This is a genomic window from Methylobacterium sp. E-025 (assembly GCF_022829705.1).
Taxonomy (GTDB): domain Bacteria; phylum Pseudomonadota; class Alphaproteobacteria; order Rhizobiales; family Beijerinckiaceae; genus Methylobacterium.
Map to the genome: position 1 here is coordinate 1 of NZ_JAKSYR010000066.1, position 25524 is coordinate 25524.

At 71.3% G+C, this 25524-nt stretch carries 22 protein-coding genes and 1 pseudogene; 16 read left to right on the forward strand and 7 right to left on the reverse strand.

What is annotated here, in order from left to right:
- From MKK64_RS06785 to MKK64_RS06805, 5 genes and pseudogenes are all read left to right on the forward strand, one after another.
- Positions 1-213 (forward strand): annotated as a pseudogene (locus MKK64_RS06785) (hypothetical protein); the annotation flags it as partial.
- A 160-nt stretch (positions 214-373) separates the two neighbouring features.
- On the forward strand, positions 374-1702 hold the full coding sequence (locus MKK64_RS06790; RefSeq protein WP_243932842.1) for a DUF5666 domain-containing protein: 1329 nt from the start codon (positions 374-376) through the stop codon (positions 1700-1702).
- Positions 1703-1814: 112 nt separating this feature from the next.
- Positions 1815-3911: a putative bifunctional diguanylate cyclase/phosphodiesterase gene (locus MKK64_RS06795; RefSeq protein ID WP_409567917.1), complete on the forward strand. Its 2097-nt coding sequence runs from the start codon at positions 1815-1817 to the stop codon at positions 3909-3911.
- Between the two features lie 94 nt (positions 3912-4005).
- On the forward strand, positions 4006-4866 hold the full coding sequence (locus MKK64_RS06800) for a class I SAM-dependent methyltransferase (RefSeq protein WP_243932843.1): 861 nt from the start codon (positions 4006-4008) through the stop codon (positions 4864-4866).
- A 371-nt stretch (positions 4867-5237) separates the two neighbouring features.
- On the forward strand, positions 5238-5504 hold the full coding sequence (locus tag MKK64_RS06805) for a hypothetical protein (RefSeq protein ID WP_243932845.1): 267 nt from the start codon (positions 5238-5240) through the stop codon (positions 5502-5504).
- Between the two features lie 77 nt (positions 5505-5581).
- Here MKK64_RS06805 and MKK64_RS06810 read toward each other — a convergent pair whose 3' ends face one another.
- Both MKK64_RS06810 and MKK64_RS06815 read right to left on the reverse strand, forming a co-directional pair.
- Positions 5582-6091 carry an OsmC family protein gene (locus MKK64_RS06810; protein ID WP_147729800.1) on the reverse strand — a complete coding sequence of 170 codons (510 nt, stop codon included), beginning with the start codon at positions 6089-6091 and terminating at the stop codon, positions 5582-5584.
- A 76-nt stretch (positions 6092-6167) separates the two neighbouring features.
- A complete protein-coding gene (locus MKK64_RS06815) occupies positions 6168-6944 on the reverse strand; it encodes an ABC transporter ATP-binding protein (RefSeq protein ID WP_147844123.1) in 777 nt (258 codons plus the stop codon).
- Between the two features lie 117 nt (positions 6945-7061).
- On the opposite strand from MKK64_RS06815, the gene MKK64_RS06820 reads away from it, so the two are divergent.
- Together MKK64_RS06820 and zwf are read left to right on the forward strand one after the other, a co-directional pair.
- On the forward strand, positions 7062-7319 hold the full coding sequence (locus MKK64_RS06820) for a hypothetical protein (RefSeq protein ID WP_147860352.1): 258 nt from the start codon (positions 7062-7064) through the stop codon (positions 7317-7319).
- 121 nt (positions 7320-7440) lie between these two features.
- Entirely contained in the window at positions 7441-8973 is a 1533-nt protein-coding gene (gene zwf / locus MKK64_RS06825; RefSeq protein WP_147729397.1) for a glucose-6-phosphate dehydrogenase, read from the forward strand.
- Positions 8974-9082: 109 nt separating this feature from the next.
- On the opposite strand, the gene MKK64_RS06830 is transcribed toward zwf, so the two are convergent.
- Positions 9083-9274, reverse strand: coding sequence for a hypothetical protein (locus MKK64_RS06830; RefSeq protein WP_147729394.1), 192 nt, complete (start codon positions 9272-9274; stop codon positions 9083-9085).
- A gap of 152 nt (positions 9275-9426) precedes the next feature.
- Here MKK64_RS06830 and MKK64_RS06835 point away from each other — a divergent pair, with 152 nt between their 5' ends.
- On the forward strand, positions 9427-9681 hold the full coding sequence (locus tag MKK64_RS06835) for a hypothetical protein (protein ID WP_147844120.1): 255 nt from the start codon (positions 9427-9429) through the stop codon (positions 9679-9681).
- A gap of 34 nt (positions 9682-9715) precedes the next feature.
- Here the strand turns inward: MKK64_RS06835 and MKK64_RS06840 are convergent, their stop codons facing one another.
- Positions 9716-10366: a TetR-like C-terminal domain-containing protein gene (locus MKK64_RS06840; RefSeq protein WP_243932847.1), complete on the reverse strand. Its 651-nt coding sequence runs from the start codon at positions 10364-10366 to the stop codon at positions 9716-9718.
- Positions 10367-10477: 111 nt separating this feature from the next.
- Between MKK64_RS06840 and MKK64_RS06845 the strand changes: the two genes are divergently transcribed.
- From MKK64_RS06845 to MKK64_RS06855, 3 genes are all read left to right on the forward strand, one after another.
- Complete coding sequence (locus tag MKK64_RS06845) at positions 10478-11158, forward strand: PspA/IM30 family protein (RefSeq protein WP_243932883.1); 681 nt, start codon at positions 10478-10480, stop codon at positions 11156-11158.
- 47 nt (positions 11159-11205) lie between these two features.
- Positions 11206-11478 carry a YiaA/YiaB family inner membrane protein gene (locus MKK64_RS06850; protein WP_147729665.1) on the forward strand — a complete coding sequence of 91 codons (273 nt, stop codon included), beginning with the start codon at positions 11206-11208 and terminating at the stop codon, positions 11476-11478.
- A gap of 134 nt (positions 11479-11612) precedes the next feature.
- A complete protein-coding gene (locus MKK64_RS06855; RefSeq protein ID WP_243932885.1) occupies positions 11613-12281 on the forward strand; it encodes a hypothetical protein in 669 nt (222 codons plus the stop codon).
- Positions 12282-12414: 133 nt separating this feature from the next.
- Here MKK64_RS06855 and MKK64_RS06860 read toward each other — a convergent pair whose 3' ends face one another.
- Positions 12415-14772 carry a penicillin acylase family protein gene (locus tag MKK64_RS06860; protein ID WP_243932892.1) on the reverse strand — a complete coding sequence of 786 codons (2358 nt, stop codon included), beginning with the start codon at positions 14770-14772 and terminating at the stop codon, positions 12415-12417.
- A 343-nt stretch (positions 14773-15115) separates the two neighbouring features.
- Positions 15116-16660: an acetolactate synthase large subunit gene (locus tag MKK64_RS06865; RefSeq protein ID WP_243933091.1), complete on the reverse strand. Its 1545-nt coding sequence runs from the start codon at positions 16658-16660 to the stop codon at positions 15116-15118.
- 249 nt (positions 16661-16909) lie between these two features.
- Between MKK64_RS06865 and MKK64_RS06870 the strand changes: the two genes are divergently transcribed.
- Together MKK64_RS06870 and MKK64_RS06875 are read left to right on the forward strand one after the other, a co-directional pair.
- On the forward strand, positions 16910-18523 hold the full coding sequence (locus tag MKK64_RS06870; protein ID WP_243932894.1) for an ABC transporter substrate-binding protein: 1614 nt from the start codon (positions 16910-16912) through the stop codon (positions 18521-18523).
- 108 nt (positions 18524-18631) lie between these two features.
- Positions 18632-20032 carry an amidase gene (locus tag MKK64_RS06875; protein ID WP_243932898.1) on the forward strand — a complete coding sequence of 467 codons (1401 nt, stop codon included), beginning with the start codon at positions 18632-18634 and terminating at the stop codon, positions 20030-20032.
- 163 nt (positions 20033-20195) lie between these two features.
- Here MKK64_RS06875 and MKK64_RS06880 read toward each other — a convergent pair whose 3' ends face one another.
- A complete protein-coding gene (locus MKK64_RS06880) occupies positions 20196-22088 on the reverse strand; it encodes an ATP-binding protein (protein WP_243932906.1) in 1893 nt (630 codons plus the stop codon).
- A gap of 416 nt (positions 22089-22504) precedes the next feature.
- Between MKK64_RS06880 and MKK64_RS06885 the strand changes: the two genes are divergently transcribed.
- The 3 genes from MKK64_RS06885 (at position 22505) to holA (ending at position 25495) form a co-directional block, all read left to right on the forward strand.
- Positions 22505-23356: an acid phosphatase gene (locus MKK64_RS06885; RefSeq protein WP_147729549.1), complete on the forward strand. Its 852-nt coding sequence runs from the start codon at positions 22505-22507 to the stop codon at positions 23354-23356.
- A 524-nt stretch (positions 23357-23880) separates the two neighbouring features.
- Positions 23881-24441 (forward strand): LPS assembly lipoprotein LptE, encoded by a 561-nt coding sequence (lptE, locus tag MKK64_RS06890; RefSeq protein WP_147728217.1) that lies wholly within the window; start codon positions 23881-23883, stop codon positions 24439-24441.
- Between the two features lie 22 nt (positions 24442-24463).
- On the forward strand, positions 24464-25495 hold the full coding sequence (gene holA, locus MKK64_RS06895) for a DNA polymerase III subunit delta (protein WP_243932921.1): 1032 nt from the start codon (positions 24464-24466) through the stop codon (positions 25493-25495).
- The last annotated feature ends 29 nt before the right edge of the window (positions 25496-25524 follow it).

Here is a 25524-nt window from a genome sequence, read left to right on the forward strand (position 1 = left end):
CTGGCGCGGCGGCTGGAGGCGCGCGCCAAGGAGATCGCGATGGAGGCGCTGACCCAGGCCAACCGCGAGGCCCACGCCGCCTGCGCCACCGATCCCGGCGGCCCCCACCGCTGGAACTTCGGCCTCTACGTCTACGCCGAAGCCGTGCCGCCGCGCGCGGGCGTCCCCCCTGCCGAGGAGGCGTTGCCGGCCACGCCGGAGGCCGGGGCGTGAACCTGTCGGTCGGAACCCTGTCGGTCGCACGATCGCGCGCGGATCGGGGCGGTGTTCGGTCGTCGAGCGACCGGCTCGGACGAGGCGCCCTTCCTCCCCCCTCTGCGGGGGAGGTTGGCCTGCGAGGCCCTTCGCATTCAGACGCCCCGGGACCGCGCGCATGAGCGCTCCGACCCGCCGCCTCGTCCTGCGCCTGCTCGCCGGCGCCGCCCTGGTTCCGGGGCGCGCGCTGCCGCAGGAGGCGCCGCGCGACCAGGGCATCGGCGGCACCGGGGCGCGGCCGACGGACACGCCGGGGGACGGCGACCGCGGCATCGGCGGCACGGGGGTGATCGGCACGATCCGCCGCTTCGGCTCGATCGTCGTCAACGACCTGCGCATCGCCTATCCCGAGGACGTGAGCGTGCGCATCGACGGGGTTGCGGCGCGCGCCGCCGACATGCGGATCGGCCACGTGGTCCACGTCGTCGCCCATGCCGAGGCGGGCGGCCTCGCGACCCGGCGGATCGACGTGACGAGCGAGGTGGTCGGGCCGGTGGAGAGGGTGGCCGAGGGCGCCCTCGTCGTCCTCGGTCAGAGCGTCGCCACGGCCGGCGTCGCCGGGCGCTGGGCGGTCGGCGACCGGGTCGCGGTGTCGGGCCTGCGCCGGCCGGACGGCGTCGTCGTCGCCAGCCTGATCGAGCCCCGGGCCGAGGGCCCCGCCCGCGTCGCGGGCCCGGTCCGGCACGACCGCGACGGCCGCCCGGTGATCGGGCGCCTGCGGCTGGAGGGCGCCGACGCGCTGCCCGCCGGCCGGCGCGCCGCGGTCGCCGGCGAGGCGGCGGGCGGCGTGCTCAAGGTGGCCCGCGCGAGCGAGGCGCTGCCGTTCCCGCCGGGGCTGAGCCGGGTCTCGGTGGAGGCCTATATCGGCCGCAGCGGCGGCCGGATGAATCTCGGCTCCGGCCTCGACGTCGCCGGGCCGGCCGGTGCGGCGATCCCGCGCCGCGGCAGCGTCCGCGCCGTGCTGACGACGCGGCCGGCCGCCGACGGGCGCCTCACCGTCGAGGCCCTGCGCCTCGACGAACGCGGCACCGCGCCGGGCCGCAACCCGCTGTTCGAGCGCGCGCCGGACCGGATCGACGGCCGCGGCCTGCCCGGAGGCGGCCCGGACGGACGCTTCGAGCGCGGCGGCCGTGGGTCCGGCGGCGGCGGGCCGGGGGGCGGTGGACCGGGCGGCGGATCTGCGGGCGGCGGGCTCGGCGGCAGCGCCCCAGGCGGCAACGGACCGGGCGGCAACGGACCGGGCGGCGGGTTCGGCATCGACACCCGCACGGCCCCGAACGGGTTCGGCGGCGGGCACGGCGGCCCCGGCGGGTTCGGTGGCGCGGGCGGGCTCGGCGGCCCGGGCGGGCTCGGCGGCCCGGGCGGTCCCGGCGGCTTCGGCGGGCCGGGGGCCGGCCCCGGCGGGTTCGGCGGGCCGGGCGGGCCGGGCGGCGGCCCCCGGCGCTGATGTCGCACGCGCGCCGTCCGGCGCTCGGCGGCCCGCGTGCTTAAGCGATCCTTCACCGCTCCGGCGTCAGTCGAAGAAACGCCTGCAGGTTGGATGCGACGTGCCTGACCCCTTGAACGACCGGCCCCGTTCGGTACCGAGCCCGTCGGACCTCGACCGCCTGATCCGGCGGGATCAGCTCGCGGCCCTGCGCCTGAGCATGTCGACCGCCATCCCGATCAACATGGCCCTCGGCCTGGTCGGCATGATCGTGGCGATCCATGCCGGGCAGGGCGCCGTCGGCGCGACCTGGTTCGCGGCCTCGACGGCGGCCAACCTGCTGCGCCTCGCCCTGTGCCGCGTGCCCTGCGCCGCGCTGTCGCCGCGGACGGCGCTGTCGGCGGAGGCCGCCGCCCGCTCGGTCGACCGGCACCTGCGCCTGGTCTGGATGGCGGCCTGGCTGTCGGGCCTGGTCTGGGCGTTCCTTCCGGCGCTGTGCGCCGGCTGCACCGCGGCGCAGACGGTGTTCTACCTGACGTTGACCTGCGGCACGACCGCCGGCGCGGTCACCTACGGCACCGCCTTCGCCCGCATGCCGATCGGCTTCTTCACCCCGCCGCTGCTCTCGTTCGCCGGATGCCTGCTCGTGGCCGGCGGCTTCGACCGGATCTGCCTCGCCGCGACGGTGCTGCTCTACCTCGCCGCGATGATTCGCGGTGCGTTCCTGTGCGAGGCGGGTTTTCGCGAGGCGAGCCGGCTGAAGAACGAGGCCAGCGCCCTCGCGCAGTCGCGCATGGAGGCCCATGCCAGCGCCAGCGCGCTCGCCCTCGAGATGGCGCGGCGGGCGACCCACGACGACCTCACCGGCCTCCTGAACCGCGCCGGCTTCCAGCAGGATGCCGACGCCGCCTTGCGCGGTGAGGCAGCCTTGCGCGGTGATGGAGCCTTGCGCGGTGAGGCAGCCTTGCGCGGTGATGGAGCCTTGCGCGGTGAGGCAGCCTTGCGCGACGACGCGGCGGTCGAGCCCGTCGCGCATTGCCTGATGCTGCTCGACCTCGACGGCTTCAAATCCGTCAACGACGTCCACGGCCACACCATGGGCGACCGGGTCCTGGCCGAGGTGGCGCGAAGGATGGCCGCCGCCCTGCCGCCGGGCAGCCTCGCCGCCCGGCTCGGCGGCGACGAGTTCGCCGTGCTCTACGCGCCGGCGCCGGCGGGGATCGCGCAGGACGTGCTCGCCGCCCGCCTGATCGGCGCGGTCGCCGAGCCGTTCGAATCCCTCGACGCCGGCCGGCTCGGCATCAGCATCGGCATCCACCAGGGCGACGCCGGCAGCCTGACGCATCGCCTGAGCTGCGCCGACGAGGCGCTCTACGCGGCCAAGGGCGCCGGCCGGAACCGCGCCCGCCTGTTCGACGAATGCCTGCGCGACCGGATGGAAACGCGGCGCGACAGCGAGCGCGACCTGTCGCAGGCGCTCGCCGAGGGCGTGGTGACGGTGTGCTTCCAGCCGATCTTCGGGCGGGACGGGCGCACGCTGGTGAGCCTGGAGGCGCTGGTGCGCTGGAACCACCCGCGCCACGGCTGGATCCCGCCGGCCGACGTCGTCGCGGCGGCGGCGACGGCCGGCCTTACCGAGTCGCTGCTGCGCGCCATCCTCGAGCAGGCCTGCGCGATGGTAGCGACCCTGTGCCGGCACGGGCTGGAGACGGTCCAGGTCGCGCTCAACGTCTCGCCCCGCGAGATGGCGCAGATCGCCGTCGACGAGATCGTGCTCGGCCGTCTCGCCGCCCTCGGCCTGCCGCCGCGGATGCTGGAGATCGAGATCACCGAGGAGACCGCCCTCGACATCGGCGCGGTGCAGGCCAAGCTCACGGCGCTGGCCGAGGCCGGCATCCGCGTGACGCTGGACGATTTCGGGATCGGCTACTCCTCCCTCGCCTCCCTGCGCCAGCTCCAGGCCCACCGCATCAAGATCGACCGCAGCTTCGTCACCGGGCTGACCGGCTCGGACGACAAGTGCGGGCTGGTCCAGGCCGTGCTCGCGCTCGGGCGCTGGCTCGACATCGAGGTGGTCGCCGAGGGCGTCGAGACCGCCGACGACCTCGCCACGCTGCAGGCGTTCGGCTGCACGCTGTTCCAGGGCTACCATCTCGGCCGGCCGATGTCGGCCGAGGCCGTGGCGGACCTGCTGGCGTCGCAGGCGGGGGCGCGGATGGCCGCGGCCTGAAACCGGCGAAACGCGCCGGCGTCGCCGCGCCCCGCTGACGGCGGCCGCCCGGCATGCAAGATGCCGCCCGGATCGCCGAGCGACGGAGCAGGCCATGACAGCGACGATGACCCAGGCCGAATACTGGAACGGCGCGGTCGGCCAGCGCTGGGCGCGCAGCCAGGGCGTGCTCGACGCGGTGTTCGCGCCGCTGACCGAGGCGCTGCTCGCCGCCGCCGACCTGCGGCCGGGCGACGGGGTGCTCGACGTCGGCTGCGGCTCCGGCGCGACGGCGCTGAGCGCGGCCGAGGCGGTGGGCGCGGCCGGCCGGGTCGTCGCCGCCGACCTGTCGGAGCCGCTGCTCGCGGTGGCGCGGGCGCGGCCGGTGCCGGCCGGCGCCGCGCCGATCGACTGGATCGTCGCCGACGCCGAGACGCAGGCGTTCGCGGGGCCGCCCTTCGCGCGGGCGATCTCGCGCTTCGGCGTGATGTTCTTCTCGGATTCGCGCGCGGCCTTCGCCAACCTCCGCCGGGCGCTGGCGCCGCACGGGCGCCTGACCTTCCTGTGCTGGCAGGCGATGGCCGACAACCCGTGGGTCACCGTGCCCCGCGCGGCCGTGCTGCCGCTGGTGCCCGATGCGGGGCCGCCGGACTTCGCCGGCCCCGGGCCGTTCCGCTTCGCCGACGCGGACGCCCTGCGCCGCCTGCTGGCGGAGGCCGGCTTCGGCGCCGTCTCGGTCGCGCCGGTGGTGCGCGACCTCGTGCTCGGGCGCGCCGCGGACGGCTCGGCCCGCGCCGCCGCGGAGGCGGCCGCCGCCGTCGCGGTCGAGCTCGGCCCGGTCTCGCGCCTGCTGCGCGACGCCGAGCCGCCCCTGCGCCGGGCGGCCCTCGCCGCCGTCGCCGAGGCGCTGCTGCCCCATGCGGACGACGGCGCCGTGCGGCTCGCGGCCGGGTGCTGGCTCGTCTCGGCCGGGTGAGGCGCTTTTTCCATCGGCGTAAGTGCGACGCGCCCCTTCCCTCCCCCGACGGAACTTGGGCTTGCCCGAGATCCGCACCCCGTGTGCCCAAGTCGGGCAGGTCCGACTTGGGCACACGGGGTGCGGGGGAGGGAGCGCGCGGGGCTTCGAATGGACTGTCGAGCAACGGCACCGGGATATCCCTGGCGGCGCACGCGGTGGAATAGTTCTACGATCTCATTGAAATAGAACTATAATTTTACTTTCTCGCACGTGCGAAAGCGCACGTGAAACCGTTCTGCAGCGCACCATCTCCCGGTCATGGCAGTGACGGCCACGGGGTGCGCGCAGCGACGCGAGACCGGGTCGTCCATCACGACAAGGAATTGACCATGACCAAGCGTCTCGCCTCCCTCGCCTTCGTCCTCGCGCTCGCCGCCCCGGCCTCCGCCTTCGCCCAGGGCTTCGGTTCGCAGGGCTTCGACGCCCCCCGCGTCGACCGCACCGACTCGCGCAGCTTCTTCGGCATGCCGGCCTGGGTCGACTCCGCCCGCGAGGGCGATGCCCTGACCACCGGCTCGATCGGCCCGCGCCTCGGCGACGAGGCCCCGGTGCACACCGGCCGCGCCCTGTCGCGGACCGGCAGCCTGGCCCGGTAAGCCGCACTCCGATCGCAGGATCGGACGAACGGGCGGCGGAGCCTCGGCTCCGCCGCCCTTTTTCGTCGGCGCTCCCCTCAGCTGCGGGCGGCGGTGACGGCGAGCTCCGGCTTGTGGTTGAGGGTCTGGAACACGACGCAGTAGCGCTCGGTCAGCTTGAGCAGCTGGTCGAGCTTGTCCTGGGGCGCATCGGTGTCGAGGGCGAAGGCGAGCCGGATCGCGCGGAAGCCCACCGGCGCCGCCTTGTCGACGCCGAGCGTCCCGCGGAAGTCGAGGTCGCCCTCCGCGCTCACCGTGCCGGCGCGCAGCGGGATCTCGAGGGCGGTGGCCACCGCCTTCAGCGTCACGCCGGCGCAGGCGACCAGCGCCTCGAGCAGCATGTCGCCCGAGCACAGCTCGGCGCCCGAGCCGCCGGTCGCCGGGTGCAGGCCGGCCACCGCCAGCGCGCGGCCGGTCTCGACCTTGCAGGCGATCGCGGTGTCGTCGAGCGAGCCCTTGGCCCGCAGGGTGATCACCGCGTCGTCGGGGGTGTTGCGGTACTGGTCCTTCAGCGGGGCCTGAAGCGCGCGAAGCGTGGTGGCGTCCATCGTCGTCTCCTCCATCGTGGGTCTTGATCGGTCGCCGTTAGCGGGAACCGCACCGCGGCTCAACCGGCGCCGCCCGCTACCACCAGTTCCCGGCGGGCGCCGCGGCGGCCTGGGCCTCGGCCGGGCGCAGCGAGCGGTCCAGGGCCGCCAGGATCGCGCGGGTCGAGGCCTCGCTCTGCGGCGAGGCGGGATCGCGCGGGCGGGCGATGCCGAGCCGCACCGTCTCGTCGAGGCGGCCGGGCTTCGGCCGCATCACCACGGCGCGGTCGGCGAGCGCCACCGCCTCGCCGACGTCGTGGGTGACGATGAGGATCGTCGGGCGGGTCTCGGCCCAGAGCGCGAGCAGGTGCCCGTGCAGGTCCTTGCGAGTGAAGGCGTCGAGCGCCGAGAACGGCTCGTCGAGGAGCAGCACCCGCGGGCGCGCCACGAAGGCGCGGGCGATCGAGACCCGCTGCTGCTGCCCGCCCGACAGGTCGCGCGGCCAGCGCGCGGCGTGCTCGGACAGCCCGACCCGCTCCAGCGCGTGGGCGACCCGGGCGCGGCGCTCGGGCCTGCGGACGCCGTCGAGGCCGAAGCCGACATTGTCGGCCACCGTGAGCCAGGGCAGCAGGCGCGGCTCCTGGAACACCAGGCCCACGCCGGGATGCGGCGCGGCGATGGCCTCGCCGTCGAGCGTGATCGTGCCGGCGCTGCCGCGGTCGAGGCCGGCGATCAGCCGGAGCAGGGTGGTCTTGCCGCAGCCCGAGCCGCCGATCAGCGCGACGATCTCGCCTGCCGCCACCGACAGGTCGATGCCCGCGAGCGCCTGCGTGCCGTCGGCATAGGTCTTGGAGAGGCCTTGGATGTCGAGCACGGTGTCCGCCGAGGTCCTCTTGTCGCCTGTCGCGTGCATGCCATAGGGCGCGAGGCGCCGCCATGCTACGTCGGCGCCTCGCGCAGGCGCGGCCGCGCGAGGCGATGGGGTGGACCCGTGATCAGGCTCGTTCTTCCGGTGCTCCTCGCCCTCGCGGCCCCGGCCGCCGCCGCCGACCTGCGCGAGCGGCCGGACGCCGGCCGCTTCCGCGCGACCTGCGAGGATCTCGGGCGGTTCTGCACCGCGACGGCCTGCGGCCGGGACCAGATCGAGGCGGCGCAGGGCTGCCGCGCCCTGTGCCCGGGCGCGGCGGTGCTCACCGTCGCCCCCGCCGCCTGCCCGCTGCCGGGCGTGGTGCTGCGCCGGAGGGGGTGAGGAGCCGGCCCTTCCCGCCCTCACACGATCGCGTCACGCCGGGAACGGCCGTGGCGGTCGCCGGTTGACGTGCGATCGAATGCCGCGACGCACCATCGCGTCGCAGAACCGGACGACGCCGATGCCCGAATCGAGCCATGACGCGCCCCTCAAGGACGAGGCCGCCTGCGGCACCAAGCCGGCGCCGCCCTGCACGCTGGTGATCTTCGGCGCCGCCGGCGACCTGACCAAGCGCCTGCTGATGCCTTCGCTCTACAACCTCGCCGGCGCCGGCCTGCTCGATCCCGGCTTCGCCATCCTCGGCGTCGACCACAACGACGGCAGCGACGAGGGCCTGCGCACCGAGCTCACCACCTCGATGGAGACCCTGAGCAAGGACCCCGGCTCCGAGTTCCACGCCGACCGGATCGACCCGAAGAGCTGGGGCTTCATCCGCGACCGCATCCACTTCCTCAAGGGCGACTTCGAGGATGCCAAGACCTTCGAGGCCCTGAAGGGCAAGGTCTCGGGCAATGTGGTGTTCTACCTCGCGGTGGCGCCGCGCTTCTTCGGCACCCTGGTCGACGGGCTGGGCCAGGCCGGGCTGCTGAAGCAGGCGGACGACGCCTTCCGCCGGGTGGTGATCGAGAAGCCGTTCGGCTCCGACCTCGCCTCGGCGCAGGCGCTCAACGCGCGGATCCTGAAGCAGGGCGACGAGAGCCAGTTCTACCGGATCGACCACTTCCTGGGGAAGGAGACGGTGCAGTCGATCATGGCTCTGCGCTTCGCCAACGGCATGCTGGAGCCGGTCTGGCGGCGCGAATACGTCGACAGCATCCAGATCACCGCCGGCGAGACCGTGGGCGTCGAGGAGCGCGGCGGGTTCTACGAGCCCACCGGCGCGTTGCGGGACATGGTGCCCAACCACATGTTCCAGCTGCTCTGCATGGTGGCGATGGAGCCGCCGAACTCGTTCAAGGCCGAGGACGTGCGCGGCGAGAAGGCCAAGCTCGCGCAGGCCGTGAAGCCGATCCAGCCCGACCACGCCGTGCGCGGCCAGTACACGGCCGGCACGCTCGAAGGGAAGCCGGTCGTCGGCTACCGGGAAGAGCCGCACGTGGCCGAGGATTCGACCACCGAGACCTACGTCGCCCTGAAGCTCGAGATCGACAACTGGCGCTGGGCCGGGGTGCCGTTCTACGTCCGCACCGGCAAGCGCATGACCGGGCGCCGCACCGAGATCGCGATCCTGTTCAAGCCGGCGCCGTTTCAGCTGTTCTCCGACACGCCGGTGGCCGAGCTCAGCCCCAACGTGATGCGGATCACCATCGACCCCGACCACGGCGCCGGGACCGAGCTGAACGTCAAGGTGCCCGGGCCGCAGATGCAGATCGGCCGGGTGACGATGGGGTTCAAGTACGCCGACTTCTTCCAGAACCAGCCCAACGTCGGCTACGAGACCCTGCTCTACGATTGCATGACCGGCGACGCGACGCTGTTCCAGCGCGCCGACAACATCGAGGCCGGCTGGGCCGCGGTCGAGCCGCTGCTGCAGGCCTGGAAGACCGCCCCGGTGGAGGACTACGCGGCCGGCACCCCCGGCCCGAAGGCCGCCGACGACCTCCTGGCCCGCGACGGCCGCCACTGGCTCGGCCTCGACGGCAAGACCGACTGAGGCAGGACCGACTGAGGCAGGACCGACTGAAGCAAGACCGATCGAGCCTCGAGACAGGTCCGTCGGGCCGGGCGCATCGCGGGCACGGGCCCCGGCCTTTCCCACGCCGTCAATGTTCGTCGCGTCTTGCGCCGTCCTTCTCGGCCTTGACCTCGTCCGCGATCTGCAATCCGGCTTGATAGAGCAGCAGACGGCACGTCATGACCATCTCGGGTGTTCCGACCTCGCGGACGATTTCGTAGAGCCGCAGGCAAGCGTCGACCATGGCCCCGGCGGAGAACCTTTCGTCTGTCGCCATCATGCTGTCTTCAAAGCGATGTTCTCATCTGCCAACTCAGACTTAAGCCGACAACGCCGCCTTACGACCAGAGGTTGCGTATTGCCGTAAAAGCGTTCTGAATGCAGAATACGAGGACGCGTGCGGTCGCATGGCTATTTAAGAGGCGACCGTCGATGTGTGTTGAGCCCGGCCCGGATCGCGGAAAGACCCCCGGTCGCGACGATGTCGGGGAGGGGAACGACAGTCTTCGCCGTCTCGCCGAAGCGCTCGGGGGCACGGTCGCGTCGCTGTTCGGCGAGGCCGCCACGCCGAGCGATCTGGCCGGGTTGCGGGAGCTTCTCGGCCTGTGGAGCGGGCTTGCGAGCGACGCGAGCCGGGCGGACGCGCTGAGGGCGGTCCGCGCCATCGCGAAGGCCGAGGCGCCCTGAGCGTCGGTTCGCAGCGTCGGCGCGGCCGAGCGCGTCACGCGGCGCCCGCCCCGTCCGCGTTCGCCAATCCCGTCGCCATGGCGCGGATCAGCAGATCGAGCTGGTCCCGCACCACCGCGACCGGCAGCACCATCAGGCGCGCGTCGAGGCCGAGCATGACGATGCCGTGCGTCGCCGAGAACAGGCTGCGGGCGAGCAGGACACGCTCGAGGGCCGGGAGGTCCGGGCGCAGCGCCTGCAACGGCGCCTCGATCCGGCGGAACAGGCGGGCCTGCTCGGCGACGTACCCGTCCGGCGGGCGCCGCCCGTCGGCGAGCTGGTGCTGGAACAGGGCGCGCCAGCGCCTGGCGTGGCCTTGCGCGAAGGCGAGATAGGCCTGGCCCAGCCGGACGAGCTCGTCGGCCGCGCCCGCCGCGTCGAACCCGTCGGCCTCCGGCCCGAGCGCCGCCTCGAACAGGCCGAGCGTGCGCAGGTTCACCGCGAGGATCAGCGCGTCGAGATCCGGGAACGCGGTGTAGATCGCGCCGAGCGCGCAGCCGGCATCCGCGGCGAGGTCGCGGGCGCGCAGGGCGCCGAGCCCGTCCGCCGCGATCCGGCGCTCCGCCGCGGCAACGAGCGCGGCGCGAAGCGCTTCCCGGCGTGCCTCCGCCTTCGTCGGCTTGCCGCCGTCGGCCAGCCCGGTCATGCGCCGCCTCGCGGCCCTATTTTGCACGACGTGCAATCGCGCACTTGAACGCTGTTCATGTTCGTGGGAGGTTCCGGTTGTGAACGATGTTCATAAAGCGGGAGCCCCACCATGCTCAAGTTGCTCAACCTCCTCGCCCGGGGGAAAGTCGCCCGGGCCACCGAAGACCTCCACGACCGCAACGCCCTGCTGATCCTCGACCAGCAGATCCGCGAGACCCGCGCCGCGCTGGAGCGCAGCCGTCGGGCGCTGGCCGTGGCGATCGCCGGCGACCAGGCCGAGGCCCGCCGCGGCGCCGAGATCGACGCCCGGGCGGCCGACCTCGAAGGCCGCGCCGTCGCGGCGCTCGCCGCCGGGCGCGACGACCTCGCGGCGGAGGCGGCGGACGCGATCGCCGAGCTCGAGGCCGAGCGCCGGGCGATCGACGAGGCCCGCACGCGGTTCGCCGCCGAGGTCGCCCGCATCCGCGCCACGGTCGCCGACGCCACCCGCCGGCAGGCGGAGCTGGAACGCGGCCGGCGGGTCGCCGGCGCGACGGAAGCCGTGCGGCGGCTCTCGGCCCAGACCGGCCGCGGCGACACGGCCACCCTGCGCGAGGCCGAGGCGACCCTGGCGCGCCTGCGCGCGCTCCAGGCCGAGGCGACCGACACCGAGGCGGCGCTTGCCGAGGCCGACGGCGCCGACATCGCCGAGCGCCTGGCGCGCGAGGGCTTCGGCCCGCGCACCCGCCCGACCGGCGGCGACGTGCTGGAGCGCCTGCGCCGCAAGGCCGGGCTCGCCCCGGCCGCCTGACCCACCGAGCATCCCATCCCTTTCCCGTCCCACATCAGGAGCGTGTCATGAACAACGAGACCACCCAGCATTCCGGCGCCTGGGTCACCTTCACCTACGCCGCCTTCCTCGGCTCGGCCGCGATGGTGGCCTGCGGGATCCTGTTCCTGCCGGTGGACATCTGGATCAAGGGCTACCTCGCCATGGGCGTGGTGATGCTGGTCCAGTCCTGCATCACCGCGACCAAGACGGTGCGCGACGTGCATGAGGGCCGCCGCATGGTGAACCGCATCGAGGACGCCAAGACCGAGCGCCTGCTGATGTCGGTCGGCAAGGACTGATCCGCGCAGGGTCCGATCCGGGCAAGGTCCGACCCGAGACAGGACCGACGCCCCCTCGCGGGGCCCTGCCGAAATCCCGGCCGGGCCTCGCCGGACCCGAATTTCCCCGTCCCTTCGCCAGCCGAGACGATCCGATGCCCGAATTCCCGGCGCTCGCCCCCGCTTCGCGCGGGCGCATCCCGATGCCCGTCAAGCTCGCCTACACCGCCTTCGTCGCGGTCCTGGTCCCCACCTACCTGTCCTCTTACGGCCCGACGAACTTCCTGTACTTCTGCGACCAGTCGCTGCTGCTGACCCTGGTCGGGATCTGGCTGGAAAGCCCGCTGCTCGTCGCGATGTGCGCGGTCGGCCTCGTCGCGCCGCAACTGCTGTGGGTGCTCGACTTCCTCGGCACCGCCCTCGGCCGCCCGATCACCGGGATGACCGCCTACATGTTCGATCGGAGCACCGCGCCGTTCCTGCGCGGCCTGTCGGGCTTCCACGGCTGGCTGCCGTTCCTGCTGATCTACCTGGTCGGCCGCCTCGGCTACGATTGCCGCGCCCTGCCGACCTGGACCGCGCTCGCGATCGTCACCCTGCTGGCGTGCTTCTTCCTGATGCCGCCGCCGACGCCGGAGCCGGGCCTGACCCCGGTCAACATCAACTACGTCTGGGGCATGAGCGACCGGGCGGCGCAGACCTGGGTTCCGGCCTGGGCCTGGCTCGCGGGCCTGATCGTCGGCCTGCCGACCCTGCTGTTCCTCCCGACCCACCTCGCCCTGCGCCGCTGGGCGCCGGCGCGATCGCGACCCGCTGCGGGATGACGGAACGTGCGGAGCCTCTTCCCTCCCCCGCAGAGGGGGGAGGGACGGTGGGGGGCCTGTCTTCGTTCGAGGCCCGGGAACGAGGTCGGCGTCCGCTCGGTCGAAGGCGGGGCCTTCGTCCAGAGCGATCCCGTCAGGCGCCGTCGCCGCCCGGCACCAGCGTGATCACCGTCTCCGTCGCGGCGTCGACCGCCGCGCGGGAGTACAGCAGCGGACGGTAGGCGCGCCGGGCCCAGGGCTCGGCATGGTCGGCGTAGTGCGGGCTCGCCGGGTGGCCGGATTGGCCCGGGGCGTTGACGAAGACGCCGGCATCCCAGTCGCCGACGTCGAGCACCATCCGGAACGAGGCGCCGTGCGTCATCCGGAACGTCGCGGGGTCGTACTCGGCGTGTATCACGCAAGGCCCCGCCCCCGGCATCGGCAGGGGGCCGACATCGTGGCCGGTGAAGTCGCGCGGGCCGAGCGGGTGCGCGAACAGCGCGTGATGCAGGCGGCCCCAGGCCCAGGCCGGGGGATCGGGGCCGAGGCGGGCCGCGCAGTCCCGCCAGGCCGCCGCCAGGGTGCGTTCGACCAGCGCGTCGCGAGCGGCGCGGTCGAGCGGCGGGCGCGGCGTCTCCAGGCGGTCGAGCAGGGCCTGCAGGTCGCCCGGCGGCAGCAGGCGCCGGGTCTCCGGATCGGGCACGAGGGCGTGCAGCAGGGCCGGGCGCAGGTGGTGCACCCAGAACACCTCCACCAGCGCGGCCGAGGCCGAGCCCTCGTGCAGGTGCCCGTCGAAGGTCTCGAGCAGGGCGATCGCCCGGCGGGCCTCCGCGTCGGCGGGCGCGGCCAGCGTCGCGGCGAGGTGCGCCAGCCGCAGCGCCGGCTCGGAGACGTCGTCGCCCTGGAGCCGCTGCGAATCGGCCGGCGCGTGCTGCGGCTGGTGCGCCAGCACCGTGCGGATGCGCCGGGCGCGCCACGGCTCGTGCCACTCGAAGCCGAGCTTTCGCGCCTCAGCCGGGTACTCCTCCGGCAGGTTCATCTCGTTGGCCGAGTAGACGAAGCCGGCGCCCGGATCGATCCGGCTCGGCAGGTCTCCCCCGTCGTGGAACCCGGCCCAGGCGTATCGGCCGTCGCCCGGCACCGGTAGCAGGCCGTCCCAGTTCGGGCGGATCGGCGCCTTGCCCGCCGTGAACCACGCGACCCGCCCGGTCACGTCGGCGTAGACCTGGTTGACGGAGGGCGCCGACCAGTGCCGCAGCGCCGCGCCGAAGGCCTCCGGCGTCGCGGCGTCGAGATAGGCCAGGCTGCCGAGATAGGCGCCGGCGCCGGGCTCGGACCACACCGTGCGGACGGCGAAGGCCTTGGCGGTGGCGCGGTCCTCGCAGATCACCGGGCCGTGGCGGGTGAAGCCGAGCGTGACCGGCTCGTCGGCCTCGCCGCGGACGGGGATGCGCTCGTGCACCCGCTCGATCGGCGCCCAGCCGCCGTCGAACCGGAACCGATCCGGGTCGCCGGGGTCGACGTCGAGGACGAACAGGTCCTCCTGGTCGAAGGGGGCGATGGTCAGGCCGAAGGCGGCCTTGCCGTTGTGGCCGATGCTGATGCCGGGGAGCGCCGGCTCGCCGGCGCCGATCACGTCGAGCCCGGGCGCGGTGAGGTGGACGACGTAGCGCAGCGCCGGCAGGGCGTAGGCGCGGTGCGGGTCGCTCGCCAGGATCGGCCGCCCGGTGGCGCTGCGCGACGGCGCGACCGCCCAGGCGTTCGAGCCGTCGCCGGCCGGCTCGGGGTTTTCCGCAACCCGCTGGCGGCCGACGTTTCCCTGCGCGTCGACCCGGGTCCAGGCCCAGGCCGCGTCGCGGGTGGCGGCGAGCCGCGCCGGATCGAACCCGACCGGCGCGGTGGCGAGGCGGACCACGTCGAGCAGGTCGTCCGGCCAGTGCGCCGGCTCGAGATCGCCGAGCGGCATCGTCGCGTGCGGCGGGCTGAGGCCCTTGCGCAGGGCGTCGGTCTCGGCGTCGGCGCGCGCCAGCACCTGCGCGCGGGCGACCTCGGAGGCCACGTTGCGCACCAGCGCATGGCTGCGGATGCGGACCACGTCTTCGGGCGCCCACGCCGCCGGGCGCGTCCCGAGGGCGGCGAATTCCGGCGGCAGCAGGTCGGGACGCTCGAGGGTCAGGGCGACGTAGGCGTTCAGCCCGGCGACGAAGGCCTCGACGATGTTCCGAGTGAGCGGATGCCCGTAGGCCGCCCACTCGGCCTCCATGTCGCCGCGGTACAGGAACAGCCGCGCCGCCCGGTCCTGCGCGAGGTAGCCCGGCCCGAAATCGGCGGCGAGCAGCCCGAGGCCGCGCTTGCGCCACAGGTCGAGCTGCCACAGCCGGTCGCGGGCGGCGTTGAACCCCTGCACGCGAAAGACGTCGTCCTGCGACGCGGCGCGGAGATGCGGCACGCCGTGGCGGTCGACGCGGATTTCGGCGGGCGCGGACAGGCCCGGGAGGGTGAAGGTGGTCACGCCCGCGTCCCCTGCCCTGATGCCGCAAGCCGGGACGTCGACGGCAAGGCATCACGCCGAGATCCGCGCGCATCCCCTCGCCCCGCCTGCGGGGAGAGGGCCGCGACGACCTCGTCGTCGTCGCGGCGAGGCGGCAGCCGACGGTGAGGGGGTCTCGACGAAGGAGTCTCGTCCGTCCGCGCCCCCTCACCGCCGCTTCGGCTTCGCCGCCGCTTGCCACAGGCGCGACGAGGTGCCTGCGGGCCTCTCCCCGCGTGCGGGGAGAGGGGAAGGGAGGGCCTTTCGGGCATCGGCACGCCGGCTGAAGGAGACGAAACGGACGCGGCGGCTGTCTGTCCGGTCCTCACAGAGCCACCTCGATCAGGAACGGCCCGCGCCGGGCCAGCGCCCCGCGGAACACGTCGATGAAGTCGGCCAAATTCTCCACGCGGCGCGCCTCGACGCCGAAGCCCTTGGCGAGGCTGACCCAGTCGATCGCCGGGTCGTCCAGCGTCAGCATGCCGATCGCCTTCGGGCCGGGATTGGCGGCGCCGACGTTGGCGAGCTCGTGGCGCAGGATGGCGTAGGAGCGGTTCGACCAGATCAGCGTCACCACGTCGAGGCGCTCGCGCGCCTGGGTCCACAGCGCCTGGGCGGTGTAGAGCGCGCTGCCGTCGGCCTGCAGCGCGATCACCTTGCGGCTGGGGCAGGCGATGGCGGCGCCCGTCGCCATCGGGATGCCGAGGCCGATCGCGCCGCCGCCGAGCTGGAGCCAGCTGTGGGGCGCGGCCGCATGGGTCTGCCCGAAGAAGTTGCGGCCGGTGGTGATCGACTCGTCGCAGACGATCGCGCCCTCGGGGATCAGCGCGCCGAGCACCCGGCCGATGGCGGCGTCGGCGAGCGCGCCGGCGGTCGGCAGCTCCGGGCGCGGGCCGGCGGCCGACGACTCGTCCGCCGGCGCGCCGACGGCCTCGGCCAGCCGCTCCAGCGCCTCGATCTGGTCCTCCTCCGGCGTCGCCAGCACGATCGTCTCGGCGTCCGGCGCGCTGAGCACGCTCGGCTTGCCGGGATAGGCGAAGAACCCGACCGGCGGCGTCGCGCCGACGAGGATGACGTGGCGGAAGGGCGCCAGGGTCTCGATCGCGGCGTCGATCGGGTAGGGCAGGCGCTCGATCGGCACCGTGCCGGCGCCGCGGTCGATCCGGGCGTTGGCGGCCATGGCCAGCAGCTTGGCGCCGGTCTTCCGCGCGATGCGGGCGGCGATGCGGCGGCCCTCGCCGCGCACCGCCCGGTCGGACAGGTGCAGCACCGCCGGCTCGCCCGAGGCCAGGGCCGCGACGGCGCGCCCCAGCGCATCCGCGCCCGCCCGCGCGCGCTCGGGGATCGCGGGGACGGGCGCGATGCCGGTGCCCGGGTTCCAGGCGGTGTCGGCGGGCAGGATCAGGGTCGCGATCCGCCCCGGGGCGGTCCGCGCCGCGGCGATCGCGTCGGCGCCGTCCGCGGCGATGGCCTCGGCGGTGGTGCCCATGCGCAGCCAGGCCGAGACCGGCCGGGCGAAGCCGGCGATGTCCGAGGTCAGCGGCGCGTCGTGGATGCGGTGGTAGGTGGCGTGCTCGCCGACGATGTTGACGATCGGCGAGCGGGCGCGGCGCGCGTTGTGGAGGTTGGCCAGGCCGTTGGCGAGGCCGGGGCCGAGATGGAGCAGGGTCGAGGCCGGCTTGTCGGCCATGCGGGCGTAGCCGTCGGCGGCCCCCGTCGCGCCGCCCTCGAACAGGAACAGCACGCAGGCCATGCCCTCGACCCGGTCGAGCGCCGCCACGAAATGCATCTCGGAGGTGCCGGGATTGGTGAAGCACACCTCGACGCCGCCCGCGACCAGGGTGCGGACCAGGCTCTCGGCGCCGTTCATCGTCTCTGCCAACGCGCTCGTCCCTCATCTGGCGGTCCGGAACCGCAGGCCCCGCCGGGAGCGAAACCTCCGAAGGCGCCATCGTGGTGCCGCGGGATAGGGCGGCGCAAGGCCCGGGCGCAACGCCCAAGACGCCATTGTCCTGCGGCACAACCCAAGATCGTTGGCGCAGGTCTTGCCCGGAGGGACTGTCCCCCTCGCCCGCAGGGGCCTCCTCCCTCGCCCGCAGGGGCTTTCCCGGACCCACGCATGAGAAGCCGCACGATGCTCGGCCGTACCCTGGCTGCCCTCGCCGTCACCACCGCGCTGGCCGCGCCGCCGGCGCTCGCCGAGAGCGTCCTGCGCATCGCGATGACCGCGACCGACATTCCCACCGCCACCGGCATGCCCAACAACGGCTTCGAGGGCATGCGCTTCCTCGGCTACCCGATCTTCGAGGGGCTGGTGCAGTGGGACCTCACCCGCACCGACCGGCCGGCCGGGCTGATGCCGGCGCTCGCCACCGCCTGGGAGCAGTCGGCCGAGGACAAGCGGGTCTGGACCTTCCACCTGCGCGACGGCGTGCGCTTCCACGACGGCGAAGCGTTCGATGCCGACGCGGTGATCTGGAACCTCGACCGCTACTTCAAGAACGACAGCCCGCAATTCGAGGCGCAGGGCGCCGGCATCTCCCGCGCCCGGGTGCCGATCATGGGCAGCTACAAGAAGCTCGACGACAGGACGGTGCAGATCACCACCACGCAGGTGGCCTCGTACTTCCCCTACATGGCGGTGTACCTGCTGTTCACCTCCCCGAAATCGTTCGAGAAGGCCGGGCGCGACTGGGCCAAGGTGCAGGCGGTGCCGGCCGCCGGCACCGGGCCGTTCAAGCTGACCAAGGTGACGCCGCGGGAATCGGCGGATCTCGCCCGCAACGACGGCTACTGGGACAGGTCCCGCCTCGCCAAGGTCGACCGGGTCCGCCTGATGCCGATCCCCGAGGCCAACGCCCGGATCGCCGCGTTGCGGGCCGGCCAGGTCGACTGGATCGAGGTGCCGGCGCCCGACGCGATCCCGTCGCTGAAGGCCGCGGGCTTCGCCGTCACCACCGGCACCTACCCCCATGTCTGGCCGTGGATCTTCAACATCGGCGCGACCAACAGCCCGGTGAAGGACGTGCGCGTGCGCCAGGCCCTGAACTACTGCGTCGACCGCGCGGCGGTGGTCAGCTTCCTCAACGGCACCGCGGAGGCCGCCAGCGGCTGGTTCAACGACGGCAACCCGGATTTCGGCACCCCCAAGAACCGCTACGGCTTCGATCCGAAGCGGGGCAAGGCGCTGCTGGCCGAGGCCGGCTTCACCGCCAGGAACCCGCTCGCGCTGAAGATCATGATCTCGGCCTCCGGCTCGGGGCAGATGTCGCCGATGCCGATGAACGAGTTCCTGCAGGAGAACCTCAAGCAGGCCTGCGACGTCGACGTGTCGTTCAACGTCGTCGAGTGGCAGATCCTGCTGAACTCGAGCCGGGCGCTGCCCGACGCGGCCAGCCTGCAGGGCTCGAACGCCCTCAACGTCTCCTCGCCCACATCCGATGCGGGCGTGATGGTGCGCTACTTCGCGGCCGACCGGTTTCCGCCCAACGGCTTCAACTTCCCGAACTGGACCGACGCGACCTTCGACAAGGCCCTGAAAACGCTCGCCGAATCGAGCGACCCGGCCGAGATCTCGGCCGCCACCAAGGCCGCGCACGAGCGCCTCGTCGACGACCCGCCCTGGCTCTACGTCGTCCACGACCTCAACCCCCGCGGCATGAGCCCGAGGGTGAAAGGGTTCGTCTCGCCGCAGAGCTGGTTCGTCGACCTGACGCTGGTGAGCCTGCCGTAGCCGCGTCCGACGCTCGACGCCCCGTCGTTCCGGGGCCGCGTGAGCGGCGCCCCGGGACGACGGGATGGCCCCCGACCACGACGACCGGACAATAAAGGGTCCTTCCGGATGACCGACACGACGAACGCCATCGCCGACCTCTCCGCGACCGAGCTCGCAAACAGAATTGCCGGCAAAACGCTGTCGCCGGTCGAGGCCGTGGCGGCGATGCTCGACCGCATCGCCGCCCGCGAGCCGAAGCTCCAGGCCTTCACCGAGGTGTTCGCCGACGATGCGCGGCTGGCGGCGGAGGGCGCGGACCGGGCGATCCGCTCCGGCCACGCGGTCGGGCCGCTGCACGGGGTGCCGATCGCGCTGAAGGACCTGATCGACCTCGAGGGCCGCATCACCATGGGCGGCTCGGCCGCTCACCGGGCGCGGCGCGCCGCCCGCACCGCCACCATCGCCCGGCGCCTGATCGCGCAGGGGATGATCGTGCTCGGAAAGACCCACACGGTGGAGTTCGCCTATGGCGGCTGGGGCACCAACCCGCATCTCGGCACCCCGTGGAACCCGTGGGACCTCGCGGTCGCCCGCACGCCCGGCGGATCGAGCAGCGGCACCGGCGTCGCGGTGGCGGCGCGGATGGCGCCCTGGGGCATCGGCACCGATACCGGCGGCTCGGTGCGCCTGCCCGCGGCCTTCTGCGGGCTGACCGGGCTGAAGGTCACCGTCGGCCGGGTCTCGACCCACGGCATCGTCCCGCTCAGCGCGACCCTCGACACCCCCGGCCCGCTCGCCCGCAGCGTCGCCGACGCCGCGCTGCTCTACGCGGCGATCTCCGGCCCCGATCCGCTCGACCCGGCGACCCGCGGCATCCTGCCCGTCGACCCGTTCCCGACCCTGAACCGCGGCGTGTGCGGCCTGCGGCTCGCGCGGATGCCGGAGGCCGAGCGGGACGGCTGCTCGGCCGAGATGCTGGCCGCCTACGATGCCTCCCTCGACGTGCTGTCCGGGCTCGGCGCGGAGATCGTCGACGTGGCGCTGCCGTTCCGCTTCGCCGACCTCGTGGCGATGAGCGGGATCACCAACGCCGAGGCCTACTTCGTCAACGGCGCGCTCGCCGAGGACGCGGCCGCGCCGCTCGGCGACGCGGTGCGCGCGCGCATCCTCGGCGGGCGCACCCTGTCGGCGCAGGAGTACCTCGCGACGCTCGAGCGCCGCGACGCGCTCAAGCGCGACCTCGCGCGCGCCTGGGACGGGATCGACGCGATCCTGACGCCCACCACCGAGACCGCGGCCGTGCCCCTGGCGGAGGTCGACGAGCTGCACCTGCCCTCCCGCTTCACGCGCTTCGCCAACCTGCTCGACCTGTGCGGCCTCAGCCTGCCGAACGGCGTCTCGCGCGGCGGCCTGCCGCTCTCGCTGCAGATCGTCGGCCGCGGCTACGACGAGGCGCTGGCCCTGCGCATCGGGCAGGCGTTCCAGGGCGCGACCGACTGGCACCTGCGGGCGCCGACAGGGTTCTGATATAAGGCCACGCGTTGATTTTAATTGACAAGGAACAGATAGAGAGCAGGCCCGAACCACCACTAATTTAACTTATTTGCGATACGTATTCTACAATAATAACCTTTTCCTCCATGTTTTATACAATGATCTTTCATATTATAATATAATTAATATTTGATATCTACTGCTTCTTTTTTATAGGCGGCGCCGACTTGACGGAAACATATTTTTGTCGTGGGTGCTGGATCATTTCTGGATAGGTGTAAGTCAAAATGCCATCCACAATCATTGACGAGAGATAATTTTGGCTAATATGCGTTGGCGTTTTACCGATTAAAAGTGATAATTGTTGTAGAGATAGGGGGCGCCACTGGCAAAGCGTCTCGATCAAGCGTTTACCCTCCTCAGGAGTTAGACGCCGAGTAAGCTGAGCGTTCCGCACGATAACCCGGAGGGGAATCGGCATGTCTTCCAAGCGGATGGCGCTGTCATGGATGCTGCCATCCATGGTAGCTGCTTTATCATGGATGGTGCCGGTTGGACGACCGGGGACGCGACTCTCGGCCTCCCTAACCAGCATTTCCGGACCAGCAACGTAATGCGTTTTTGCGCCACTTCCCCGGTCTATAAAGACCTCAAGCTTTCGCAAGTTTCTCAAACTCTTACTAGCTGTTAATGTATCGGTAGTGGTGAGACTTCTATATGTCGCGTTGTCGATGGCTCCGACCTCGCGCACAAAAATCAACGCTTTCATTTGATCTTCCGACAAATCAAAGGGCGCAAATTTCGACAGCCAGTCCAGGTCGTGAGCATCAAGAAAGTGATGAAATAGAAAGGTTGCAGCGAACTCATCGGTATCTCTATTGGACTCGAAGGTCGGGGAAGCAAGCCCTCTCTGTTTCATCTGGGTTTGCATAATTCTTATACCGCTACCCTTAGTTTCCGCAAACTGGGTCTCATGAAGAATAGCGGCTATGTTTGGGTTTCTGATTGAAGATCCAGGATCATCAAATCTATCAGGAGACTTAAGTGAATATCCGGAATTCTTAATTACGATTCTGTTAGCATACCTTATTACCTGAATGGGCTGATGAAATTGATAGCTTCTATGCATAAGAGCGTTCACGACGGCTTCACGTATGACGCGAAACGGAACAACTGGTGTCTCAGTTCGCTGACCTCTTCTATTTTCATCGATTAGGAAAGACTTCGGCAGATCATCTGAGATTGCGGCAATCACTCTCCCGACAAGAGTAAGGATTGGACCTCTCATGTCGACAGAGTCAAACTTAGCTTCGGGGTCACGGACCCATGTTTTTCCGGGCACGCGGATGTAATCAACTCTGTGGGTAGGAAAAATTCTTCTGATACTCGAACTTTTCCCGAAGGTTAAAACGCCCGTATTTGTGATTTTCGTTCCACCATCTACACGTCTTATTGCCCCGAGAGCGTAGAGTATATCCTCATCCGACCAGTTTAGCTCTTCAGCAAGAGGGTTCGCCTCCGCTCTCGATTTACGATACATTGCGATTGCATCGGGATCGATATCTGACCATTGCGCGTCTCGAACCATTCTCGCATCAAAAGGATCTGTTGATCCCCCTTGGTAAAAGGCGGCCACGTCTTCGTCGGTGTAGCGGATATCAGCGGGTCCGATCCGACGATATGCACCCTTTGGTAATCCGGTTGCGGCGAAATAGACCGGCTTTTGTGTTTTAGGAAGCTCAGGAACATCTATCTTGAGGACAATTTTTCCCTTGATCTGGACAGGTCTGATATCAATTCTAATAGGTTGATTGAATATTGTCGCGCAAGTAGAAGCAATAGCAGATGATATCTTGTCTGGATCACGGATTCCGGATACTTCGTATAATGGAAATAGGGCCTCTTCTTTTCGAATTCCTAGTAGGATAGTTCCACCTTCGAGATCCGGCTCATTGCTCAGAGCGCAAATAGTTTCATAGACTGAGCGTCCAATCTCTTTGCCTGAAATTTCTTTCGCTTCGAGTTCCTCCGTTTCATCTGTCGCGTTTAGCTCCTTCAACAACAAATCGAGACTTTCGAGCCGAATCATTGCTAAAAACCATATCCTGTTTCTGAGCCGAGGGTCTAGATAGTCCTATGGAACAAATCAATGAAGAGCCGTGCAAGCTTCCGCTGCCCCGTTTTGAGCGCGATATTCATAGCGCTCGGGCGCGACTGACAACAGTGGCCAGCGATAATCTCAGGCCTTGAGCGATCAAACAGAACATTAGGATGCTAAGCGCACATGGGCGAGCCGGTCGCTCACATCAGATCTTAGATTTGAATCCTCGTTTATAAGAATCGAACTTAGTCTGAAAGGTAAAAATATAGGCATAAGTTCATATGAGATTCTTGCCGCCGTCGACCTACGAACCCGCCCCGTCCGTAAAAGTCGCACGACCGTCGTATGCCGTTCAGGATCCACGCGTTAAGTCTGACGCTCGCCCGCCCCGGAGGACGGACCCGATGCCGCGTTTCCCGATCGCCCTGGCGCTCCTCGCGCTCCTCGCTCCCGCCGTGCATGCCGAGACCCCGGCCACGGCCGAGCCGTCGGCGCCCTCCGTCGCCGCCGACCCGGTCCGCCCGGACAAGCCGGCGCACAAGCCGTACCTGACCGGCACGGGCGTGCCCGACACCGTCCAGATCCTGCCGGCGCCGCCGGCGAGCCACTCGACCCTGGAGGCGGCCGACCGCGCCGCCTTCAACGCCACGCGGGCGATGAAGGGCACGCCGCGCTGGGAGATGGCCGCCACCGACGTGGCCGAGGGCGCGGCCGCGATCCTCGAGACCTTTGCCTGCGTGCTCGGCACCCGCATCGACCAGGCCCGCGTGCCGGCGGTGATCACCCTGTTCGAGCGCGCGCGCCTCGACATCGCCGCCGGCACCCGCGGTCCAAAGGTGCATTACCGGCGCCTGCGCCCCTTCGTCGGCAACGAGGCGCCGATCTGCGTGCAGCGGACCCAGGCGCTCGCCGACAGCTTCAGCTATCCGTCGGGCCACGCCACCCAGGGCTGGGCCTACGCCCTGATTATGGCCGCGCTGGTGCCCGAGAAGGCCACCGCCATCCTCGCCCGCGGCCGGGCCTACGGCGAGAGCCGCGTGGTCTGCGGCGTGCACTGGCTGAGCGACGTCGCCGCCGGGCGCACCAACGGCTCGGTGATCTTCGCAGCGCTCGTCGGCGACGCCGCCTTCCGGGCCGATCTCGACCGGGCGCGGGCCGAGCTCGCCAAGGTGCTGGCGGGCGAGCGCAAGCCCCCGGATCAGGCCTTCTGCAGCCGCGAAGCCGACGCCCTGAAAAGCCCCGGCCTCGAGTTCTAGAGGGCCGCGATCCGTGGGAAATCCCGGATCCGTACCCGTCTCGGCACGCGATTGCGACGATGCCGTCGTGACGATCGCGCGTGCGTGACCGGGAAGCATGCCCGCGCGCGCCGCGCCCCCGTCGTCAGGTTTCGCGCGTGCCACCCGGTCCGCGTCGCCGCGCGCGTCAACGCTCCGGCGGCGGCTGCACCGCCTGCGTCGGCCCGGCACGGCCCGAGACCGGCACGATCCTGGTTCGAGACGCCGCAGGCGGTCTCGATGGCGGCTCGCGCGCAGCGGGACGGCCGCGCCCGCAGGCGCCGAAGCGGCCGGTCGACGCCCCCCGGGGAGCGTTCCTGCCGACGTCTTCGGCTTCGCCGCGGCGCGACGCGTCCGGCCTCCGCGGCCCGCGGTCGCCGACCTCGGCGACCCAACTCCCGCCGCAGACGAATCGTAAGGGATCGCGCGTAGGGTCGTGGCGCCGGGCCGTTCGCTCGCGCTAAAGAACCCTGGACGAGACGGATTGCGGCGGGCGGATGAGGCGGATGGCGGACACAACGATCGGGACCGCGACGGCTCGCGCCGCGGCGCGGGCGGCCCGTCTCGCCTGCGTCGCAGGCCTCGCGCTCAACCTCTCGGCCTGCTTCCGCCCGCTCTACGGGCCGACGGCGTCCGGCGAGTCGCTGCCCGCGCTGCTCGCCGGCATCCAGGTCGACGACATCGCGATGGCGCGCGACCAGGAGCGCATCGGGCACTACCTGCGCAGCGAGTTGATCTTCGCCCTCGACGGCTCCGGCCAGCCCGGGCCGAAGCGCTACCGGCTGAAGCTGCAGGGCAGCGAGTCGGTGCAGACGCCGATCGTCTCGACCACCACGGGCCGCGCCGAGGCCGGCACCATCGTCGGCGTGGTCAAGTACAGCCTCGAAAACCTCGACGGCACCAAGATCGTCACCGAGGGCGTGGCGACCTCGACCGCGACCTACGACCGCTCGGTGCAGCGCTTCGCATCCCTGCGCGCCGCCCGCGACGCCGAGATCCGCCTCGCCTCGGTGCTGGCCGACCAGATCAAGACCCGCCTCGCCTCGGTGCTCTCGGCCAAGCCTTGAGGATCGGGCGGGGAGCCCGGGCGTGACCGCGGTCAAGGCCGGCGAGATCGAGGGGTTGCTGCGGCGCGGGCCGGACCCGCGCATGCCGGTGATCCTGCTGTTCGGCCCCGATACCGGGCTGGTCGCCGAGCGCGCCAAGCAGCTCGCCGAGGGCTTCGTCACCGATCCGGGCGACCCGTTCGCCCTGGTGCGGATCGACGGCGACGCGCTCGCCGGCGATTCCGGCCGGCTCGTCGACGAGGCCGGCACCGTCGGGCTGTTCGGCGACAAGCGCGCGATCTGGGTGCGCCCGACGAGCCGGCCGATAGCGCCCGCCGTCGAGGCGCTGCTCAAGGGCGAGATCCAGGGCACGCGCATCGTGATCGAGGCCGGCGATCTGGCCAAGACCGCGCCGCTGCGCACGCTGTGCGAGAAGTCGGCCAAGGCGCTGGCGATCCCGTGCTACGCCGACGACGCCCGCGCGATCGCCGACCTGATCGACCGGACGCTGGAGGCGCGCGGCCTGCGCATCGACCGCGACGCCCGCACCCTGCTGGCCGAGAGCCTGGGCGGCGACCGCCGGGCGAGCCTCGCCGAGATCGAGAAGCTCGCGCTCTACGCGGCCGGCACCGGAACCGTCGGGCTCGACGACGTCGAGGCGGTGGTGAGCGACGTCGCCGGCAGCCAGCTCAACACCCTGATCGACGCCGCCTTCGCGGGCCAAGGCGACGTGGTGGAGCGCGACATCCGCCGCTTCCGCCACGAGGGCCTCGACCCCTCGGCGATGCTGGGCTCCGGCCTGCGCCATGCGCTGCAGCTGCTCGCCGTGCGGATCGAGGGCGGCGACAAGGCGCCGAGCCTGATGGTCGCGAGCTGGCGCGGCCTGCACTTCAAGCGCAAGGGCAGCATCGAGACGCAGCTCGCCCGCTGGAGCCCCAACACCCTGCGCCAGGCGGTGCAGATCCTCCAGGACGCGATCCTGGCCTGCCGCCGCTCCGATCCGGTCCTGGCCCACGCCCACGCCTCCTCCGCCCTGCTGCGGATCGCGACGCAGGCGGCGCGGCGACGGGGCTGAGGCCCGGATCGCGCAAGCAAAGCCCGCCG

Bases quoted from the DNA above. Each gene is read 5' to 3' on its own strand.
- MKK64_RS06790 (WP_243932842.1), top strand. From the start codon at position 374: ATGAGCGCTCCGACCCGCCGCCTCGTCCTGCGCCTGCTCGCCGGCGCC.
- MKK64_RS06800 (WP_243932843.1), top strand. From the start codon at position 4,006: ATGACAGCGACGATGACCCAGGCCGAATACTGGAACGGCGCGGTCGGC.
- MKK64_RS06805 (WP_243932845.1), top strand. From the start codon at position 5,238: ATGACCAAGCGTCTCGCCTCCCTCGCCTTCGTCCTCGCGCTCGCCGCC.
- MKK64_RS06810 (WP_147729800.1), bottom strand. From the start codon at position 6,091: ATGGACGCCACCACGCTTCGCGCGCTTCAGGCCCCGCTGAAGGACCAG.
- zwf (WP_147729397.1), top strand. From the start codon at position 7,441: ATGCCCGAATCGAGCCATGACGCGCCCCTCAAGGACGAGGCCGCCTGC.
- MKK64_RS06830 (WP_147729394.1), bottom strand. From the start codon at position 9,274: ATGATGGCGACAGACGAAAGGTTCTCCGCCGGGGCCATGGTCGACGCT.
- MKK64_RS06835 (WP_147844120.1), top strand. From the start codon at position 9,427: ATGTGTGTTGAGCCCGGCCCGGATCGCGGAAAGACCCCCGGTCGCGAC.
- MKK64_RS06840 (WP_243932847.1), bottom strand. From the start codon at position 10,366: ATGACCGGGCTGGCCGACGGCGGCAAGCCGACGAAGGCGGAGGCACGC.
- MKK64_RS06845 (WP_243932883.1), top strand. From the start codon at position 10,478: ATGCTCAAGTTGCTCAACCTCCTCGCCCGGGGGAAAGTCGCCCGGGCC.
- MKK64_RS06850 (WP_147729665.1), top strand. From the start codon at position 11,206: ATGAACAACGAGACCACCCAGCATTCCGGCGCCTGGGTCACCTTCACC.
- MKK64_RS06855 (WP_243932885.1), top strand. From the start codon at position 11,613: ATGCCCGAATTCCCGGCGCTCGCCCCCGCTTCGCGCGGGCGCATCCCG.
- MKK64_RS06865 (WP_243933091.1), bottom strand. From the start codon at position 16,660: ATGAACGGCGCCGAGAGCCTGGTCCGCACCCTGGTCGCGGGCGGCGTC.
- MKK64_RS06870 (WP_243932894.1), top strand. From the start codon at position 16,910: ATGAGAAGCCGCACGATGCTCGGCCGTACCCTGGCTGCCCTCGCCGTC.
- MKK64_RS06875 (WP_243932898.1), top strand. From the start codon at position 18,632: ATGACCGACACGACGAACGCCATCGCCGACCTCTCCGCGACCGAGCTC.
- MKK64_RS06880 (WP_243932906.1), bottom strand. From the start codon at position 22,088: ATGATTCGGCTCGAAAGTCTCGATTTGTTGTTGAAGGAGCTAAACGCG.
- MKK64_RS06885 (WP_147729549.1), top strand. From the start codon at position 22,505: ATGCCGCGTTTCCCGATCGCCCTGGCGCTCCTCGCGCTCCTCGCTCCC.
- lptE (WP_147728217.1), top strand. From the start codon at position 23,881: ATGGCGGACACAACGATCGGGACCGCGACGGCTCGCGCCGCGGCGCGG.